Below are 19889 nucleotides of genomic sequence, written 5' to 3'. Positions count from 1 at the left end.
ACAGTAAGTGGTACATTTGACGCTTAAACGCATTTATTATGCAAAGGAATCTGAAAATGAATCTGTTTTATTCTCCTGGTGCCTGTGCCCTGGCTTCTCAAATCGCCTTGCGTGAAGCAGGCATGAACTTCGAACTTGTAAAAGTGGACCTGAAAAACAAAGAGTACGCTGGCGGCGACTACAGAAAAGTAAACCCAAAAGGCTACATCCCTGCCCTGCAGCTTCCGAACGGTCATTTGATGACGGAAGGCGCGGTGATTCTGCAATGGATCGCAGACCAAGCTCCAGAGAAAAATCTTTTGCCTAAGTTCGGCACCATGGAACGCTACAAAGCGATGGAATGGCTAAACTTCATCGCAACAGAAGTGCACAAAGGTCTTGGTTCCCTTTTCAACTCGGCACACATGAACGACGAAACAAAAGCGGCGATCCAAGCAAAAGTCCAATTGCGTCTGGGCGTATTGGATCAGCACCTGCAAAACAACGCCTACATTTTGGGTGATAATTTCTCGCTTGTGGATGCCTATGCTTACAACGTTCTTCGCTGGACGAACCTTGTGAATGTGGACACCACGAACCACAAGGCGATCCAAGGTCTGATGACTAAAGTGGCAGAGCGTGCTTCCGTAAAAGAAGCTGTTGCTGCGGAAGGCATCCGTCTTTAATTAGCACATGGGGGCTCAAGGATTCTTCCGCGAGCCCAAACTTTATAGTCCGGGCACTTTTCTGCTGCTACGGAAAGCAAGAAGTCACTTTCGCTCACCACCAGATTCTTGAGCCCTTGAATCGCCGCAACAGCTTCCCAGTCCCCGACCGAGTTTTCTGAAAGATCCAAAGTTCCCACTCCGGCAACTGTCTGCAACGCCGTGAGATCTGAGATGTTATTTCGTTTTAGATTGATGACTTCTTTTTCGGGCAGGTTTTCCAAAAAATCCAGATGTTCGATTTCCATCTTTGAAAGATCCAAACGCGGACTTTCATTCAGGTACAGAAAAGCCGCCCCACAACTTCCCGCAAACTTGTCCGTCAAAGTTTGAAATACTTTATCGCTGGAGTTTTGACACCAGTACATAAAAGTCGGAATTTTTGGAAAGGCCACGGCATCCTGCCTTAGATTGATTTCACAGGTCTGCAGGTTTTGGAAACAAGCAAGGACTTGATCCTCGATCTGAATTTTGGCTTGATTGATGTTTTCTTTAGCTTTGTCCCATATCTCGCGATAAGCACCGGGGACGGAGACAATACTTTGCCAGCTTTCCATTTGCCCTGATGTCACCTGCAATTTGCGATAGGCCTCTGAAAGGACTTTCAGCTGCTGCAGCGCCTGCTCCTCCTGCTGGGTGAACAGCGGACTTTTTAGTTCTTTCCAGTTAAAGGAAACAATTGAAGATGAAGCCCCACCCGCTAGAACCTGCTGAAGCAAACCGGTTTGTTTGTTCAGGGCATAGCTTGTCAGGGATTCATAAATCTCGGCACAGGCATTCAGATCCGCCTGCATATTACACTGGGCAAGCCCATTAAGTTCATTGGCCGTAAATTTAATAAACTGCTGAGGATCCCCGCCCCACTGCAGGGCGGACACCATAAATCCATCTAAATTTTTATGTTGCCGCAAAACACGAAATAAGGATTTAAGCGAGCTGCCGTCAGCCTGGCTTTCAAAAAGATCCGCCGCCTGACGGTTTTGAAAATACATGTCCACTTTCACCAAAATATCGGCGCCAAGGTTTTGGCTTTCGATATAGGCTTGCTGGCAGTCTTTCTGGCTTAGTTTAACTTGATCTAGCTTCAGCGTAAGACCGCGCAAGGAAAGACTGTAAAAAAAGATTCTGCGGAACGATTCTTTTGGCGGCAGCAAAAATCTGTCCACGGAACTGCCCGAAAAGAACGTCTTCTGATTGGGATACTGTCCTTGGTTAAATCCTAAAAGCTCGTAAACTTGATCCGGGGACAAGTTGCGATTCAGACTGTTTTTCAGTACCAGCTCGCCTTGAGGGGTTTTGGTTCCTGTTGCACACTCGCGACCCACGTCTCCGGTCAAAACGTTGTAGCTTCTGCCCAAAGCGAGATTGTCAGGAATGTTGCGACGGGTTTCCGTCAAAAAGGCCTGATCATAGTCAAAATCAATATGATGATTGCGCGGCTGCGGACCGCAGCCGATCAAAATTAGAAATGCAATAAGGACAGGAAGGGATTTTAGAAGTTTCATAGCCGGTTACTACCTCGCGCTTTTGAACATCTCTGAATCTTGCAATTCAAGGACCATGTCTTGTCCAACCAATTGCTGATAAAGGTTCTTGGCGTCGCGAATTTCCAAAATACAGGACTGACTTTTCTGACAGCGGTTCATGGAAACTGCGATCTTGCGTGAGGCACTTTTGGCAAAGTTCAAATACTGTTGAACCGAGCGCTGGTGGTTTATTTCCAGCTCTGCATTCGCCAGCAGGATTTCAGCCCTTGCCTGTCTTTTAAGGACGGCGGAATGAACCTCGACAAACTGCTCAATAAATTCAGGGTCGGTCCCACCCGTTTCACTAAAGCTCCAATAAGATGGAAGCAAGCCTGTTCGGGTGTAGGAATCCAGGTTGTATTGAAGTATTGGCGATTCCTCAAGCTTGGCCTCGTTGTATTCCAAAGACGCCATTTGGGCGGCAAACCCTTCAGGACCATTCACATAGTCCAAAATCTGATTCACGATATCCCGGCAAGGTTCGACGTTGTCCACGCGGCAGCTTTTTAATTCAAACTGCGGCAGGCGGCTCTTGTTACCGCCAAGCTGGGTGGCCGTTGTCGTGATCAAAGTGTTTTCATGCAGCTTTTGATTAACGACCGTCACCGAATCAGACTTACACAGACCCAACACGCAGACTTCGGTTTTAATGTCGATCTGGTTACGAAAGTACTTTTTAGACAAATCAAGGCGATTATGAATCAGCAGCACCCCACCCATATCGGCACTATCAAGAAAGCTGTTGCCACAAATTTCTTCAAAGGCCTTGGGGTCATTCAATGCCAGGGCGTTTTTACCAATTTCGGTCAGCTCATAATCAATCAACGCGGCTGTTTTACCGCGCATTTCATATTTAAATCCGGTGGAACCCGCCATCGTCCCGTCTTCATAAGACGTCGACGTATAGGCCGAAGCACTGCCGCCCAATACGACGGCATTGATTTCAGCAGACACTTTACCACTTAACGAGGTCTTAATTCCGTTTAGGGATAAGTTTGTCGTCAGTTGCAATTGCCCTTCGGACAGGCCCCGGTAATGAACTCGGCCTTTAAGGCAGCGTGCGCGGGGTTCTTTGGTTTTGGTGTCATATCCCGTTCCCAAAGCCCAGGCTTCTTGTTCCGCGCGGGGCACGGTCTGGCCCCACGCTGGCACGGAAACTCCTGCAAGCAACAATGCTAGAATGTTAACAAGAAGTGCCTGAGCATTCATAAATCGTCCTATTGAGCTAAGCTTTTCCAGAAATCGGGTTCAGCCTTCACCGCAGCGACCGCGATGTCACAGCTGTACCAGCCTTCCACATTCGAGTTACCGAACTGACCAGGGACCTTAAAGATCGGTGCCGTGTTCAGGGCTTCGGCCTGACGGATATCCACACCCTGATGAAACATCGTTTGGCGCAGCAGATCGCAGGCACGGTTGTTGGTGATAATATGGTTCTGAATGCCGTGATTTTCGTGATTCCATTTTTCTGACAACGGGTTCCCGTAGGCACGAATGGTCACCAGTCTCATGGCAGAAAGCGCTGACAGATTGCTAACGTTGTTATTGGCAAAGTTCACATGCGACAGATTAGGCAATTCTTTCAGTTTGTCGATATTGATCACGCGGTTGTGGTGCATGTTCAAAACTTCCAGGCTTTTCAGGTTCTCAATCCCGTCCAACATGAAGATTTCGTTTTCTGAAACATCCAAAGACGTCAGGGACTTCAAACCGCGCAAGGGCTCCAGGGAAGAAATCTTGGTGTTGGCCAGATTCAGCTTGTGCAGATCCTGCAGATAACGGAATGCTTGGGAGCAATTCATCTTTTCAGAAACTTTTGCAGCCGTGCGAATCGCCTTCACTGTTTCCTTGGTGACCGAGGTCTCGTCAGAAAGACCGCAGTAATCTTCAAAGGTCATCATTTTTGTGATTTCGCGGGAATCATAGAACTTCAGCTTTTCCGTCATACCGGCAAAAGCGTTCACGCAAGAATCCGGATTTTCACGGCAAATCTTGATCGCGTTTTGAACAACGTCAAAGTTATCACGAATCACGGTCTGAAGGGCTTGAAGACGCGCTTTTTCTTCAGAATGCTCGATGCTGATATCCAGTAAATCTTGAGTGCGACCCAAGTCAGCGCTCAGCTTCAAGTACTGGCGCACCAGGGATCTTCTTTTTTGTTTGATGTCTTCGCCGATTTCAGTGACTTCACTGCTGAGTTCCTGAGCTTCAGAGTTGGCATAGCTGGTGTAACCATACTGCATCCACGCCGGACCGTCAGACTTCTGAGGCTGGTAGGTCATGTTGTTCAACTGAGACGAAAAACCACCCTCTTCAGTCGCATAATTGATCATCTGAGAGATCGCCTCATAGCACGCTTCGTACTTTTCGATATCGCACTTAAAGATCTGGGCGGTGACGCCTTTTTTGATCTTTTCTTCAGAGGTCTCAACGCCCTTTAGAATATTAGCCAGTTTTGAAACGTCCCCACCCACTTGAACTGCGGTAACCGTGAATTTCACGTCGCGGCCGTATTTTTGAACAGCCGCGTTCATGCGGCCGTTTAGCTTGATAATATCCATGATGTTGGCATTCGCATCAGACTGAAAGTTGGCTTTCAAGTCGCTGGAAGTGAAAGTGAACTTCACGTTGATCAAAAGCTTTGCTTCCAAAGCCAAAGAGCGGATATAGCTGTCACCGCAAACTTGTTTAACATTTCCTTTGCTGACCGCATCTTTGCCTGCTTGGGTGAGCGTCAGGTTCTGCAAAACGGCGTTTTTCCCGGCCGCACTGATAACGTAGGCCGCAGAAACCGAGTTGGAGGTGTTGGCGGTGCTGCCCGTGAAGTTTGCAGCCCCACCGGCAGAGATAATATCCAACGAGATATCCGCCCCGATCGCCATCCCCAGCTCTGTCAGCAGGCGTTCTTGACTGACACCCGCTTCCACGCCGACATAGCCGTTGGAACTGCCCACATAGGCAAGGGTTCCCGTCACGCAAGGCACTTTGAAGGTTTGAGTCGCGGAATCAAAACCTGAACCCAGAAAGCCTTGTTCTGAAAGTTTGGTGATTGTTTCCGCAGAGACTGGAGCTGCGCCCGTAATCAGGGCCGCGGCCATGCCTAGTTTGATTTTTTTCAGTAAATTCGTTTTCATATATTCTCCGTTAAATTTTATTAGCAGGTTTGAACTCGACAGACTTCGTGGCGTTTAGGCGGCGGATAGTATTCTTTTTCTTTTTTGGGCGGTGGTGGCTGGGGCGGCGGAGCCAACTTTTCAGTCAGCGACCACTGACAAACCGCCACGAACTTGACACCCTCGGGGACTCGGCAGACTTCACCGGGGGCCCAGTTTCGCTCTTCATCACCAAAGACCGGATAATTCACGGTGGCGGTCGACTCGGACTCAGTCCCTGCTTCCTTGACACTGAAGTACTGAGCGCTGTCTTTGGTGAGCTCTAGGAAAGAGCCGTTGTTTTCCTGGATGCAGCGATTCAACCAAGCAATGCGAGACTTTACTTGAGCCACCGTCAATTGTTCCACCGTGCATCTTTCGAAAGAGGCCTTGGCGGAAGTGGCTGCCAGAAAAATAATGGTGTTTAGAATGAGTGCTTTCATTTGATGCTCCTTTTATTGACACAGACGAGGGGGGCAAATCTCTCGGGGGGCAAATCTCTCGGGGCGGGCGCTGCGGTTTGGGTTCTGGCTTCTTTTCAGGCTGTGGCGTAAATGGATTGGGCATCACGATCTTTTCGGTCATCGACGTTTCACAAACGGCAATAAATCGCACGCCATCGGGAACTTGGCACAACTGCCCCGGCGCCCAGTTTTGTTCTTCATTACCAAAAATCGGATAGTTGGCTGTCGTGACTATCATGACGGCGTTGGCTCTGACCATGCCTCCAAAGTATTTGGCGTTTTCATGGGTGAAGTTCAGAAAGACACCGTTGTTTTCATCGATACAGCGTTTAAGCCAAGCAACTCGGTCGCGAGCTTGTTGAACGGATATATTTTCCATAGAACATCGGCCGGTGGCACGAGCCGAGGTCGCGGCAAGGATGGTGGCGGCAAATAGAATGAATGACTTCATGGGGTCTCCTCTTTTTTTCAGGAAGACCCTTTTGCAAGGTGAAGACCCCGTCGTTGGGGCCTGAGGACAGCTTTATTTCGTTTTAAGCCCCAGAACGTCTGAAAATCCGGAAGCCGTCCGAGAAAAAGGACGGACAGGACCGGCTATTTTCCGAGCTGGAACTTCTCGAACCGATGAAGCTCTTTCTCGATTTTCTCTTTATTGGCCTTGGATTTGTGTTTACCCAGCCAGCTCCATTGTTGAATCAGAAGCTCTTGGTTTTGGCGATCGGTCTTGAGATCAATGACCGCCACGGCCTGATCCCCGATGATCACCGGCAAGGCGAAATAGCCGTACTTGCGTTTTTCTTTCGGGACGTAGGCTTCAAAGCGGTGATCGTAATCAAAGAACATGTGAAAGCGCTTGCGCTGAATGACCAGTGGGTCAAACGGCGACAGGATGTGGGTCATGTCGTTGGCTTCGGGCATTTCGCTGTCTAGCGTTTCGGCTTCGATCCAGAAGGCTTCTTTTTCAAGGCCTTTTATTTGGACAGGGACCAAGCTCCCCTTTTTGACCCGGGCTTCGATGCGTTTCAGGATTTCTTTCTTGAATGGAGCTTTGGTCATATAGGCGGCGGAATCAAGGCTGATAACGCCTTGGGATCGTAAGGCCCGGTCAATGTAGTATTCGCACACTTCGGCCGGCGTCGCGGCCTTCGGGCGCTTGTCCCACGCGAAGTGACGGTCAGTCAGGTCGTACTTTTTAAGCATGCCTAGGCGTTCGGCGATGACCAAGTCCCCACCGTTAAATCCGCATTGCAGGAATTTCTTTGAAGGCTTTTTACTGGCCCATGCGTGAGTTTTTTCAACCAACACGTCATCGGTCACATCGCGAATGCTGATGGGGCCTTGTTTTTTGATAGTGGCTAAAATCCCCTTCACATCTTTTTCGGTGACAGAGGAATACCATTCGGAAGGATTCGCCTTGCGGCGGTTCATGTCGTTGATGAAGTATTTAAAATCATCAGTGGCAATGTACGCCAGGGCGTGGGTCCAATACTCGAAGATCGTCTTATCTTTGCTTTGCGCCTGGTGCAGGTGCGAGCGCTTGTAGTCCGGGATGCGCGAAAACAAGATGTGGTGATGGGACCGCTCGATCACGTTGATGGTGTCGATCTGAACATAACCCAAGTGCTTGATGGCTTTAACGGTGGCTTTGGGGCCTTGACCGAAGGGTTTAGGTTCCGTGAGGCCTTGGGATGCAAGCCAGAGGATGCGGGTTTGTTCTTTGGTGAGGTTTTTCGACATGGATATCTTTTACCATCGAGGCGCCTGGCAGATATACTGTTGGCTCAACGCAAAACCGATAAGTCCCGCCCTTGGGGGGCCGCGGCGTTTTTAACCACCAGGTCGCGCATCAGAAGTTCGATTTCGAGTTCACCCAAAGTTTCCTTTTCAAGAAGTTGGGCGGCCCCTTTTTTGAGAATCTTTAAGTTCGCCGCCAATGATTCCCGTGTTCGCAAGGCACAGGCCGCCACAATCTGACGAATCTCCTGATCAATCTCGGTGGCACTTTCTTCACTGTAGGTGCGGTTTCGATAGCCTGCTCCGGGTACTTCAAGAAAATTTCCCGTGGGCTGTTCAAAAACGATATTGCCCAAAACCTCACTCATCCCATAGCGAGTAACGAGCGCTTCAGCGATGTTAGTCACGCGAACCAGGTCATCCGAGGCCCCTGTGGAAACTTCTCCAAAGATCAGCTCTTCAGCGACTCGTCCGCCCAAAAGAACACATATCTTGTCCAAGAGCTCTGGTCGGGTCATGAGATACCGATCTTCTGTCGGGCGCTGCATAGTGTATCCCAAAGAACCCAAACCTCGGGGGATGATTGAAATCTTTTGCACCTTATCCACGCCCGGGAAAAGGCAGGCCATAATGGCATGGCCCATTTCATGGTGAGCCACAATGGCTTTTTCTTTTTCATTCAGCAAACGACTTTTCTTTTCAAGGCCTGCCACGATTCTTTCGATCGCCGCAACAAAGTCTTTTTCGCTGACAGTTTCGGCCTTGCGACGAGTCGCCACCATGGCGGCCTCGTTGATCAGGTTGGCAATGTCTGCTCCTGTAAATCCCGAAGTCAGATGTGCCAGATGTTCGATATTCAAAGCTTCATCCGCCTTGATCTTCTTTAAGTGCACCCGCAGAATCTGCTCCCGCCCTGTTCGGTCCGGGCGATCCACCAAAACCTGGCGATCAAATCGGCCGGCCCGCAAAAGCGCGGGGTCCAACACCTCAGGGCGATTCGTGGCAGCCAGAATCACCACGCCCGAACGAGAATCAAATCCATCCAATTCGGCCAGAAGCTGATTTAAAGTCTGCTCTTTTTCGTCATGTCCCCCGAAAGAACCCGCCACGCCGCGAACTTTTCCCAAGGCATCTAACTCATCAATAAATATTATGCAGGGAGCATTCTTTCTTGCCTGTTCAAAAAGGTCCCGCACTCTGGCGGCTCCGACCCCGACAAACATTTCCACGAACTCAGAACCGGTGATTGAAAAAAATGGAACTTGCGCTTCACCAGCGACCGCTTTGGCTAAAAGGGTCTTGCCCGTTCCTGGGGGCCCCACCAGAAGAATTCCTTTCGGCATTCGCGCCCCCAGACGGCCGAACTCTTCAGGGCTCTTAAGAAACTGGACGACTTCATACAGTTCCCCTTTTGCTTCTTCCACGCCCGCCACATCCTCAAAGGACACCTTCACTCCGGTTTCGGCATACAGACGGGCGCCACTTTTGCCGACGGACATCAAGCCGCTCATCCCGCCTTTTTCTGCAATCTTACGACTGAAATACAGAAAGACCGCCACAAAGATCAGGGCTGGGATGATCCACGATAAAAGATCGCGAATAAAGGTGTTTTCAATTTCACGGCGATAGCTGACTCCGGCCCCCGACAGTTCTTTGGCAAGTTCGGGCTCGACCCGATTGGTGACAAAGCTTTTAAACCCATTTTGGGGCTGTTTGAATTCCCCGCGAATGTGCTTTTCTGTCACGACCAGATTTTGCACATCGCCTTGCTTCATAAGAGTTTCATACTGGCTGTAGGGAATCTGCTGCACGGTGCGCGAGCCAAACCAAATGCTCTGCAGCCAGAAAAAGCTCAGAATCACAAAAAAGATCCAAAAGAAATTACGAATGGGTTCAGTCAAAACACCCCCCACTTGCAATCTATTTTGCGTTTTCAATGCCCCGAAAACCAGTTTTGCATTCGATTACTGTCAGAGTACTTTGGGCGTGTGCATCAGCTCTAGACCTCGGTCTATAACGATTTACCTCGCAACCCAGTTGCCCTTTTCACACTTGTGATTTTGGGTGCCAGATTGATCTTTATAACATCTCGCTGTCGAGCTGATACAATCGTTCGCGCGTTCGCAGATTCCGACAAGTGTCCTGCTATTTAGTTGCGAACGAACAATATACCTAAGGTAGGTCGCACCATCTTTAATAAAGTCATAAACCCCGCCCGGATAAGGAAGCGGACTATTCTGCCCAACTCTTTCTTTAAACACGCTGTACTTTTCCGTATTGATGTAGATATTCTTGGTTTCCTTCGTATTGTAGGAACGAGATTCCCCTAAGCCCGCCTTGGTGCAGTCACTGCGGTCTTTCTTTTCACAATGCCAGATCTGCAAAGCAGTCGGGGTCACAGTTTCAAAGTAGTTGTAGTGAATCAAGTTATCATTGGAAAAATCACGAATCTTGATCGCGTGCCCGGAAAGGTTTCGAATGAACCTGTTCCCGTAGAAGGTGTTATTAGAAGAGTAATGGGCCGCATAATAGGCATGCTGCGAACCCCCACTGCGACCTAGATTATAGAGGTCTTTAAAATCATTATTGCGAAACTGCGACTGCTTGACGTTAACCATACGAATGGCGGCAAGGCCCGCTCGACGCTTGCCTGTCGCATCCAAGACCGCAGCATGTTCACTTCCGATTTTGTAGAATTCCAGGTGCTCGAGGACAAGGCCGGAAATTCCTTGCATGATAATATCGCGACTTGGGGCGATCAGATCAATACCCTCTAGATAGTTTTGCAGTCTTAGGTGAGAAACCGTGATGTTATACTGCCCTGCTTTTGCGGGTCTTAAACTTAAAAGCGAAACCGTGCTGCCCACAGCAGCATTGGCATGAGCACGCCCATCAAAAACGGGCTTAGTGCTTCCATAACCACGAATAATCAAGCTGCCCGCTCTAGGCACAGCCGTCCAAACGAGGGTTTGCCCGTAATAGACGCCCCCGCGGATGAAAACCTGAACATGGGCATCAGGACGAAGTTTATAGATGGCCGCGACAGCTGCATGCGCCTTCTTTAAAGTCAGATAGGGCCGCTGAGCACTGCCGTCACCCCGGTCATCACCATTGGCGGCAAGATAAATATTCTGGGGTTGTTCAACACCCCCCGGCATTTATAAAGAAGATATTTGAAAGGAAAATGACAATAGCAAGCAGAGCTGACTTTGCACTCAGTAGACGCATGAATATCCCCCTAATTGATGGTAGGTGAAACGTTGAATACGTAGAACGAAATTCCGCGACAGGTATATTTTGGGACGGAGGTTGTATCGAAAGGAGAATAGCGGAGAGGTTCGTGGTTCAGATTAAGGTCGCGTTCTCCTGGATGGGAGCTTTGTGGGCAACAATAGCGACTCACCTATCTTCTTTTCAAATGAAAAGATGAATGCTTCATAATCCCGCCAGCTTCGTGTAATTCCAAAATTGTGGACCGTGAAATATTGCAGCAAGAAACTTACTTGCATGAGAGACGGTACGAACCGGGGTTCATCGGTAAATTTTAGGGACGAGACGGATATTCATCGAACGGTTACTCGAGAAACGAAGGCCAGAAGACTAGAGCGGAACGCCACAAAGATATAGCGAAGGCTATATGCCATAAATCATCACAAAAGTAATAAGTCCCTATATGGGCCCAAGTAGTGATGGCGTAAATAGTTACTTGATGTAAATTGGGGTGCTGGTCGGTTCGCAAAGTAAATTCAACCAGTTAACACCCGTTTTGTTCTCAAAAAGCGGCAAAAGCAGAGTTTTCAGTATTACGTAGCTCATCGAGGGAACAAGTCTTTACAATTAAGGCCCCCACGTGGATTGAGGGTGAGCAAGGATTCTCGCTCATGATCAAAAACTTAATTAAGGAAAGTAAACGAGACTCAACGCCTGTAAATCACTTTCAAATGACCTCTCAGGGGCAGAAAAGCTATTTTGATTTCAGCGCCTTTCGACAAGCGCAAGAAGTCAGAGTGCTAAACTTAACTAAACAAAGTGGCTGGCAAGGACGAACGCTTTATGATGCGCGCATAACGGAATACTACTTTACAATCCGCTTCCTACGCTTCACTTACAACTGCTTTCGGCTTCGAGAATATTTGATTGATCAACTCAATACCATTTTATTTCCACAACTCAAGAAATTAGGCTCGTGCATAGATTCTATCTCAATCGAGGGACTTCCAAAGTCTGAAGACATTTTAGAGCTTCAACAAAAATTGGAAAAAGGTGAGATTGGCTTTAAAGAAGCTATAGATCTTTCACGTCGTTTCTAGTTTAAATTAAACAGACAGTTCATCTAAAAATGAACATATCACCCTACTAAGCTAGACCATCCGTGATTAATGATGTCATTTTCCTTCAAAAACGTTCACCAGGTAGGCCCTTGCCTCCGGGTACTTCTTAATACAAACGCATTTCCCCACTCTCAGCGATTTAATGGTATTCGGGTGAATACAGAACTCCTCAACCTCGCGCCGACTCCCGCCACCCGAGTCCATCTCAAAGAACCCCAAGCGCTCCGTCTGCCGGGTCTGCTTCCAGACCGTCCGGGTCCCCGCCATGCCGGAGATGATTTCTGCACTCTCAGGACGCTTCTGGAGGAACGAATACAAGGTTGATGTGTTTCCCATAAGCCGACCTGCAAACTCGGGGCTAATGCGCTGTAAATCGCAAATCTCTTGGTGTGCCACCACCACCGACATCCGGCTACTTCGGGCACGATCGAGGAAACCAATGAAGTCTTCTTGGGCTAAATCTGCGAACTCGTCGATGATCACCGAAAATGATTTTCGTTGTTCTTTTGGAACCTCGCCGTCAACTCTTGCCGAAACGGATTTCAAATCCTGCAAAATGAAACGACCTAATGCTTTGGCTGTTTCGCCATACCGACGGGAATCCAAAAATAGGAAGATGATTTTAGATTTGGTATATGCCTCAAATAAGTTGATACCTAGGACCTCTGAAGTTACCAACTCTCCAAAGTCCGAAAGAACAATACTTTCCAACTGAGTTCGCAACCCTTGCAATGAATTAAAATGCTCTTTTGCATCCAAGAATTCTTTCAGATTCTGAGCGTAAATTTTCAGTTTCGTTTCAGTCATGGGGATCTTATTGCCGACCTCGATGATCTTTACCGGGTTACTGGCGCAATCAAGAACTGTCCCCAAATGGAAACGTTCTTGTTTATTATCGCGGAGCCAGCAGAGCAAAATCATCAGCTTTAGGATGAAACTCGATGATTGATTTTTATAATACTCCTCTGACCAATTGAGGCTATTGATGATCCTGTCACGAAGTTGCGTAGCGGTCCCATCCTCGATCAAATTATATGACAAGGACATTTGCTTTTCCGTAAGGGAAAAGATCATTAAATCGTCAATACGGTTAGCTTCTGCCACGTGCTTGGAGAACTTTAGCAGAGTCTCCATATCCGATTTTAAATCAATAAAGAGCAAACCTTTTCCCTGCTGGATTCGCTGCTTGATAATATGGGAAAGTAAAACCGTCTTCCCATAACCAGAAGCCCCAACAACGTGAACGTGGTGATTCAGCTGTCCTTCAGTTAATTCTTCCTTTCGCCACATAGATCCAGAGACCCTACCCAAAACAACACGATCCTGGGCTGCAGGTGAATTTCTCAAAAATAAGTTTTTAACTTGTTCCATTTTCAAACCCTCCCTACTCGCCCAAAACTTCGCTCAACATGCTAAAACGAAACAGTGGCTGAAACAGCTGAGTGTGGTCTTGAATCAGATTCCGAACGGCTTCCTTTTCACACACATAGTGAACCTCCTCAAAAAGTCGCTCAGCATCCGGTGCTGCCGTCATCATATGGATGTAGCGCTTCACCTTTTGCTGATATCGCTCCTTAGTTTTGCGTGCAATCTCAAGCTCGAAGGCAACTCGCCGCCCTTCCTGAGTCACATAGATAGAATCCGGACGAAATTCCGTCGGCAAATACTTTCGATACTCTTCAATCTCAGAAAGTTGTCTTTCGGAAATCCATTCTTTAACAACACCAGAATTTTCAAGAACAATCCGAACCTGCGCCACACGCTGGTCATGATCAAAAAAGCGACCATCGACATCCAAAAGTGGACGACAATAGTTTTTCTGCGAACGCGAGTTTCGCAAAAACAAGTAACCTTTTTGAGTGATCACATAAAGCGGTCTTGCGCACACATCAGTTAAAATCTGAAGCATTTCAGCTTTTACTAATTTATGAACTCGTTGCCTTGCCCAGATCAGCGAACTACTAACAGTCCCGAGCTTGGTAACTTTAAAAAACTTCGCGTGCAAATCTTCGAGCGTTGAGAATTTCATTTCCAGAACAAACTCCAAAACATCAAGCTCTCGCTCAGTTAACCTATACCCCTTTTGCGGAGTAACTTTTTGCACAACATACGGTAAATCAAAAAAACTATAAGCAGTCTGCATACTCTTTCCCTTCGCCGACTTTTTGATTTGCAAACACAAACCAACAACAAAGCCGGACTAATGAAAGATGAAGTGGCCGAGGCAAAACTCCTCCCCTCCATCTTGTTGTTATTCTCAAAACTAAAAACAACCTCTCCCAACTAGGAAAATGAGCTCCCTTGCCAGCTTTTTGTTACTTAAGTAATGGGTGACCTGCCTTGCTGACCACCTGCTCTCAACACGTTGGGAGTGGGTGGTCAGCAAGATAAAGCAGGTCGCCCCAGCGCCTAAGGTGCTGAAAAAGCTGGCAAGGGAGCGGCTAGAATCCCCAAAACTCCCATCGCGGTGGATGGGGGTTTTGATGGACGACAAGATGGGCTTATTTCTGCTTGGAAAATGCAGAAAAATTGCAAAAAGAAGAGCCTTGTAGGGATGTGGAAAAGTGGTAGCCAAATGGTAGCCAAAAGTAGCCAACCATGGTCCCCCAGTGTCCCCCGCAGTCCCTAGGATCGAAAATAGCGTGTCTACGCCTGTCTGAGCAGGTTCTACGTTGTTTCTGATACTTATGTTTTTGCTTATTATTTGAGAAGGGAAAAATGGGGTGATCGTCGGGGTTTGAACCCGTTTTGGAAATAAAAAAAGGCAGCTCAAAGGCTGCCTTTTTAAAAAATTGGTAGTGAGAGGCGGACTTGAACCGCCGACCTACGGATTATGATTCCGTTGCTCTAACCAGCTGAGCTACCCCACCACACAGTAACGCCAACTTATAAGGAACGAAGTCCCCACTTGTCTGCGTGAAGCAAGATTTTTAGTTGTGAACGCGCAGGAAGTCAATAATGGGCTTTGCGTTATATTTCGAAACTTAAATTTTCGTACTTAGCCCGCCTTAAGTCTTGACCCTGGGTCGATTAGGTCCTGCAATTACAGATTATGACAGATTCCATACCACGGAGGGGGAACTAATATGAAAAAGCTTATGATGGCCTTGGCCGTCCCAGCGCTACTTGCAGGCTGTTCTGACAAGAAAACGCCAAAAACCGGTGATTCTGAAGGCCTTGCAGGCCTGTTCTGGCAACAAAGTGCTAACGTCATTTCCGTTCGCACCTTTGATGACCAGCCCATTAAAAATGCTCAAATTTTGATCGGTGATGCCCTGAACTCCCCGTTCAGCGGGAACTTCCTGACGACAGACGCCAACGGCCAGGTTGAAATCCCAGCCGGCTGGAACACTGGCATGGCCGTGACTGTTCAAGCCCCAGGCTTTATTCGCTCTACTTATATGAACCAGGAACCAGGCGCTTTGACCTTCAAACTACGCCCGTCCGTGACGACCACTCAGTATGAAGTCAAAGGTGTGACTTCCGGTCTGCCGGTTCAGGACAAAGACGGTTATGTGGATTTCGGTTTGGTGATGCCCGCGTTCTCTAAAATGGCGCTGCTTTCCTTCGACATCAACAACGTGATCAGCCCACAGTCCGATCGCATCGAAGCCATGGGTCAGGACATCGATGTTCCAGCCAACATCTCCCTGCCTCGCCAAAGCGAGAAATACGCTCTGTTCACGATCACCCTGGATAAACCGAACTATCGCATTTACTACGGAAACACCGGCGTGAACCGCGTTTTTGCGGCTCGCGGCAGATTCCCGTTCAAATCCACCGTGGACGCCCTTCGCGGCGGAGCTGAATTCTATGAGCTGATCAACAGCTTCACCATCAGCGGTGGTGCGGTTCGTGACATCGACGTGAAATCCGGCAGCACCCGCCTGGACATGCCAACCCGCGAGCTGAACTTCAACGCGAAACAAGACGTGACCGCCCCGGCGTTCCGTTCTGACGAAATGTTCATCGCTGTCGGCGTGGCCAATCAGTCTGGTTATTTGATCCCAACAGACGTGAAAAAGATCGAAAACGGCAAAAAACTGGGTCTAAACACCCTGCCAGGGTCTGAACCGATGGTTCTGGGCGTTTTGAAGAAAACCTCTGAGATGAAATCCGGCGGCGACCGCATGAGTGCGACACTTCTTCCATTCGCAGCCGGCGTGGCTCCTAAAATGCTGCCTTTGATCCCGGATCCATCCCTGCAATCTGGCGAGATCCTGATGCCTAAGTTTAATACTATTGATGGTGTCAGCCCGATTGCGACTTACTCTGTCCTTTCCAAGGAAGAGGAAGTGGTTCAAGGCTCTGCCAAAGTGAAAGTTTTGAACCCTCAGTGGGAAGTTTATGCTCAGAACTGGCTTGAGCGCATGAAACTGCCACAGTGGCCGAATGACTCTGCCCCAGCTGGCAAAAAACGCTGGGAAGTGAACTTCGTCGGAAGCCAGACGGCAACGACGGCTCCGGTGGGACCTCAGATGATCGAATCTGCGACTCACGTGACCCACAGCTCTGTTTCCTTCTAAGACACCCTAAGCCGCTTCATCCCGAAGCGGCTTTTTTTTCGCGCCAAAAAGCTTTCCAAAAGCGCAAAGTTGCTGTTAGATTTTTCTTAGATGTCTAATCCAGCGCGCATTCTATCCAAAAAAGTTCTGATGGGACTTGTGATTATCACAGGATGCACATTCGTGGGTTGCAGCCTTTTTGACAAAAAACCATCCGCCCACCAGCGCATGGGACAGATCAACAAACAAAAAGTCTTCTTTGCTTCCTACGACAACGTCTGGCGTGCGGCCCACGCGGTTTTGAAATACCCGATTGCCCAGGAAAACCAGGACACCGGCGTTATTGAAACTGAATACATCAAAGGTGTCGACGGCTGGATTCCACCGAACGAACAGCGCCCGCCTTCCAGCGGGATTCGCTACAAACTGACCTTGATCTTTGCCAAAGGTAAAACCGAAGGCCGCGAATCCACACGAGTGACCATTGAAAAGCGCATGGAGATCCTGCGCGACTTCTTCAGTGAACCTGAAACGATGGAAACCGACGGATTGGAAGAAAAAATCATCTTCTATCGCATCGAACGCGAATTGATCGTCAACGAAGCTTTGAAAAAAGCCGGCTTCTAACCGTGCTGGTCAGATTCCTTCGCTCTATTGCTGAAAGATCCCCGACATTTGTTATGAGGATGTTCTTTAACATCTACCCGCCGTATTTCGGTTCGGGCATCAAAGTCGAAGAGATTTCGTCCGACTATAAATACCTGCGCGTAAGACTGAAGCTTCGCTTTTATAATCGCAATTACGTGGGCACTCAGTTTGGCGGCAGCATCTATTCCATGACTGACCCGCATTTTATGTATCTGCTGCTGAACAGCCTGGGCTCTGAATACATTGTCTGGGACAAGGCTGCCAAAATTGAATTCCTAAAGCCCGGCAAAACCGACCTGATCGCCGAGTTCCGCATCGACGACAACCTGCTGAACGAAATCCGAGAAAAAACCAAAACCGGAGACAAGTTCGTTTTTGACCTGCCAGTGGATGTCTTTGATCTAAACGGCATGAAAGTCGCAGAATTAAGCAAGACGCTCTACGTGCGGAAGAAATCCGACAAACCACGCCAACGACAAACCACGCCAAGCCGCAACGTAAATTTTGAAACGGCCTTTTTTTTCGTTTTTAGACGACGCAGATTCCTGCTACGCTTTTTGGATATGTTGAACAAGAAATTCAAAAAAGCACTGATCTTTGCAAGCGTCCTGCTGCTTCAACCCATCCTAAACCCAAGCTCTGCCGCTTTGGCGAAAAGAAGAACTCCGCCCAAGGCCTTTAGCTTTATTGCTGAAGGGGGCAAGGCTTCTCAAGGCGAGTGTGACGGCGAACGCAAGATCCCTCGCCTGAAACGTCTTAAAGAATATTCGGGCGCAAGCTCTTACATGGGATCTGAACTGCAAGATCCAGAAATCAAAGGCAAACCAGGGGATGAGATGTGGAAGCACTTCTTCCGCGCGAAACCTGCATGCAACTCGGTTCTGGCTAAAACCCCGTCCTCGGTGACAGATCCCTATAAAAGCGCCAAATCAGAAGCCAACCCTACCAACGAGGTGGACTCTGAGGAGGCCGCTGAAAATGCAGATGAACAACAGCAAATGGAAAACGCAGAGGCAGAACCTGCCACTGAATAAAGAAAAAGCCGGGGTGACCCGGCTTTTTTATTAGTTATTCTTCTTAATATAGTCTTTCCACATGTCGACCAGGGCTGTTTGCTTGATCGGCTTGTCGCTTAAGCGAACTCCGGTCAGCCTCTCAAGCCCTCGAACCGCGGGCAGATGAACCCTTGTGTCGGTATCTGAAAGCAGGCCCGCAAAGGTCTTAAGCTCCCGATCCATCGGTTTCTTCGCCAGCACATCCACGATCTGATGGCGGATCCAAAGACTGTGGGCGTTTTTGAAGTTGTATTTCTGATTCAGCTCTTCCCACAAAAGGTCACGAACTTCGGGCGAAGAGTTCTTTTCCAGAACCTCTACCGCCGCGGAACGAACCACCAGGGCTTTGTCTTTGATCAGCTTTTGCGCAAGTTTCTGGGCCTCGTCCGCGTTCACTTCGCTCAGCGCAATCAGCGCCGCGTTTCGCATGAACCACTGACTGGAATCCCCTGCGCGCACCAGATCCGGCGTGGCTTTTGGGCCGCGAGCTTCCGCTGCTGCCATCAAAGCCTTCCAACGAACACTCATGGGTTGGGAATCATTAAACGCCAAAGACACGAATTGGGAATAGTATTTTTCACCTTGAACCTGGACCACCATGCGGCGGTTTTCACCAGGAAGCTTCAGCAGTTCCATGGCTGAAGTTAAAGTGCTGGATGAACCCTTGGGACCTGCTGCCAAAGCACTTGAAGAAAGTCCCGCAATCAAAACAGAGGCCACAAGAATCTTATTCATAGCTTTTAACTCTTTTTGGTGACGAAGTTTTCAAACTCACTCATCAGCTGGTTGGTTTCATCTCCGTTTTTGGCGGCTTCTTCGCTGCCATCACCGGCTTTTTCCGCGGCTTTATCCAAAGCGCGCTGACCTTCCACGGCTGCTGCAAATTCTTTCATAAGGTCATCATCGATCAAATCAGAACCGCCACCACTGTCCGCCGGAGCTTCCGGAGCTGGCTCGGCCGCGACTTCCGCTGCCGGGGCTGCCGGTTCCGGAGTTGGCTCTGGAGCCGGAGCCGGTGCCGCTTCTGGTGCCGGCGCCGCAGCCGCAGGGGCCGGAGCTCCCGCCTTCAACGCTTCCAGTTGTTTCTTCAGATCTTCATTTTCATCGCGATAACGGGAAAGATCCGCAATATCTTCGCTGATGATTTCATATTCCGCCAGGCGTGCTTCCAGATCACGAAGCTTGCCGTTCAGTTCTTCTTTTTCAGCCGAAGACATTCCGCCTTCACCGCCGCCACCAGCTCCACCGCCTGCAGAGGCGGCTTGCGCTGCAGCAAGAGCTTCTTGCAATTGCGCCTGAAGGGTTTCAACTTTCTGATGATTCTCTGACAAGGACAAACGCAACTGCGCCACTTCGGCTGCGGATTCTGCCACCGCCGCTGCGGCATCGGCACTTGAAGAGGCTGCCGAGGCTTGGGCTTTCTTTGTGCTCAGTGGGGATTCGTCCATTTCAACATCCACCCCCAGATCTTCTGCCGCCGGGCGGGATTTCGCCGCCGGAGCATGAGACTGGTTGTCGAGGATCTTTTGCAGCGTTTTCTCTAACTGAGCCGCATCGATACCCTGACCGTTTTCTGCAGTGGTGGAAGAAGAACCTTTCTTCGCGAAAAAGGCCCGGAAGGCCAAGAACAGCGCAAGAAGGATGATGAGCCCTAGAAGGCCCTCAATGATCGAGGTATTGTGGTGATCCCAAAAGGACAGAAATTTTTCAATTGTCACAATTCAAATTCTCGCCCATCCCAAGGGCCCCGTCAATGCTGGACCTTTGAAG

The 19889-nt window shown here is 48.9% G+C and carries 15 protein-coding genes, 1 tRNA gene and 1 pseudogene; 5 read left to right on the top strand and 12 right to left on the bottom strand.

Going from position 1 to position 19889, the window contains the following annotated elements; all coding sequences use genetic code 11:
* Window positions 1-56 precede the first annotated feature (56 nt).
* Entirely contained in the window at window positions 57-665 is a 609-nt protein-coding gene (gene gstA / locus B9G79_RS05950; RefSeq protein WP_232469219.1) for a glutathione transferase GstA, read from the top strand.
* On the opposite strand, the gene B9G79_RS05945 is transcribed toward gstA, so the two are convergent.
* The 7 genes from B9G79_RS05945 to B9G79_RS05910 all read right to left on the bottom strand — a co-directional run bounded on the left by B9G79_RS05945 (window position 662) and on the right by B9G79_RS05910 (window position 10738).
* Window positions 662-2209 carry a hypothetical protein gene (locus B9G79_RS05945; protein WP_088564717.1) on the bottom strand — a complete coding sequence of 516 codons (1548 nt, stop codon included), beginning with the start codon at window positions 2207-2209 and terminating at the stop codon, window positions 662-664. The genes gstA and B9G79_RS05945 overlap by 4 nt on opposite strands.
* A 9-nt stretch (window positions 2210-2218) precedes the next feature.
* Complete coding sequence (locus tag B9G79_RS05940; RefSeq protein WP_157678738.1) at window positions 2219-3382, bottom strand: hypothetical protein; 1164 nt, start codon at window positions 3380-3382, stop codon at window positions 2219-2221.
* Between the two features lie 65 nt (window positions 3383-3447).
* The gene (locus tag B9G79_RS05935) at window positions 3448-5364 is read right to left on the bottom strand and encodes a leucine-rich repeat domain-containing protein (protein ID WP_088564715.1); all 1917 of its coding nucleotides are present in this window, start codon (window positions 5362-5364) and stop codon (window positions 3448-3450) included.
* Between the two features lie 20 nt (window positions 5365-5384).
* Window positions 5385-5825 (bottom strand): hypothetical protein, encoded by a 441-nt coding sequence (locus B9G79_RS05930; RefSeq protein WP_088564714.1) that lies wholly within the window; start codon window positions 5823-5825, stop codon window positions 5385-5387.
* A gap of 615 nt (window positions 5826-6440) precedes the next feature.
* Window positions 6441-7583 carry a winged helix-turn-helix domain-containing protein gene (locus B9G79_RS05920; protein ID WP_088564713.1) on the bottom strand — a complete coding sequence of 381 codons (1143 nt, stop codon included), beginning with the start codon at window positions 7581-7583 and terminating at the stop codon, window positions 6441-6443.
* 44 nt (window positions 7584-7627) lie between these two features.
* Window positions 7628-9481: an ATP-dependent zinc metalloprotease FtsH gene (gene ftsH, locus B9G79_RS05915; RefSeq protein ID WP_088566795.1), complete on the bottom strand. Its 1854-nt coding sequence runs from the start codon at window positions 9479-9481 to the stop codon at window positions 7628-7630.
* Window positions 9482-9601: 120 nt separating this feature from the next.
* Window positions 9602-10738: a hypothetical protein gene (locus B9G79_RS05910; RefSeq protein ID WP_088564712.1), complete on the bottom strand. Its 1137-nt coding sequence runs from the start codon at window positions 10736-10738 to the stop codon at window positions 9602-9604.
* Between the two features lie 723 nt (window positions 10739-11461).
* Between B9G79_RS05910 and B9G79_RS05905 the strand changes: the two genes are divergently transcribed.
* A complete protein-coding gene (locus tag B9G79_RS05905) occupies window positions 11462-11890 on the top strand; it encodes a hypothetical protein (RefSeq protein ID WP_088564711.1) in 429 nt (142 codons plus the stop codon).
* Between the two features lie 75 nt (window positions 11891-11965).
* Here B9G79_RS05905 and B9G79_RS05900 read toward each other — a convergent pair whose 3' ends face one another.
* The 3 genes from B9G79_RS05900 to B9G79_RS05885 all read right to left on the bottom strand — a co-directional run bounded on the left by B9G79_RS05900 (window position 11966) and on the right by B9G79_RS05885 (window position 14781).
* A complete protein-coding gene (locus B9G79_RS05900; protein WP_088564710.1) occupies window positions 11966-13282 on the bottom strand; it encodes a type IV secretory system conjugative DNA transfer family protein in 1317 nt (438 codons plus the stop codon).
* 13 nt (window positions 13283-13295) lie between these two features.
* Window positions 13296-14054 (bottom strand): replication-relaxation family protein, encoded by a 759-nt coding sequence (locus B9G79_RS05895; RefSeq protein ID WP_088564709.1) that lies wholly within the window; start codon window positions 14052-14054, stop codon window positions 13296-13298.
* A 650-nt stretch (window positions 14055-14704) separates the two neighbouring features.
* A tRNA-Met gene (locus B9G79_RS05885) sits at window positions 14705-14781 on the bottom strand.
* 216 nt (window positions 14782-14997) lie between these two features.
* Between B9G79_RS05885 and B9G79_RS05880 the strand changes: the two genes are divergently transcribed.
* The 3 genes and pseudogenes from B9G79_RS05880 to B9G79_RS18575 all read left to right on the top strand — a co-directional run.
* Window positions 14998-16437 carry a hypothetical protein gene (locus B9G79_RS05880; protein WP_088564707.1) on the top strand — a complete coding sequence of 480 codons (1440 nt, stop codon included), beginning with the start codon at window positions 14998-15000 and terminating at the stop codon, window positions 16435-16437.
* Window positions 16438-16527: 90 nt separating this feature from the next.
* Window positions 16528-17043, top strand: coding sequence for a hypothetical protein (locus B9G79_RS05875; protein WP_011165078.1), 516 nt, complete (start codon window positions 16528-16530; stop codon window positions 17041-17043).
* A 53-nt stretch (window positions 17044-17096) separates the two neighbouring features.
* A pseudogene (locus B9G79_RS18575) lies at window positions 17097-17546 on the top strand (DUF4442 domain-containing protein); the annotation flags it as partial.
* Between the two features lie 582 nt (window positions 17547-18128).
* On the opposite strand, the gene B9G79_RS05860 reads toward B9G79_RS18575, so the two are convergent.
* Both B9G79_RS05860 and B9G79_RS05855 read right to left on the bottom strand, forming a co-directional pair.
* Window positions 18129-18854 (bottom strand): HEAT repeat domain-containing protein, encoded by a 726-nt coding sequence (locus B9G79_RS05860; protein WP_088564706.1) that lies wholly within the window; start codon window positions 18852-18854, stop codon window positions 18129-18131.
* 5 nt (window positions 18855-18859) lie between these two features.
* The gene (locus B9G79_RS05855; RefSeq protein WP_088564705.1) at window positions 18860-19837 is read right to left on the bottom strand and encodes a hypothetical protein; all 978 of its coding nucleotides are present in this window, start codon (window positions 19835-19837) and stop codon (window positions 18860-18862) included.
* Window positions 19838-19889: the final 52 nt, after the last annotated feature.

It is taken from the genome of Bdellovibrio bacteriovorus, from assembly GCF_002208115.1.
In the GTDB taxonomy this organism is placed as follows: domain Bacteria; phylum Bdellovibrionota; class Bdellovibrionia; order Bdellovibrionales; family Bdellovibrionaceae; genus Bdellovibrio; species Bdellovibrio bacteriovorus_C.
This window is presented reverse-complemented; position numbering and strand designations above follow the sequence as displayed.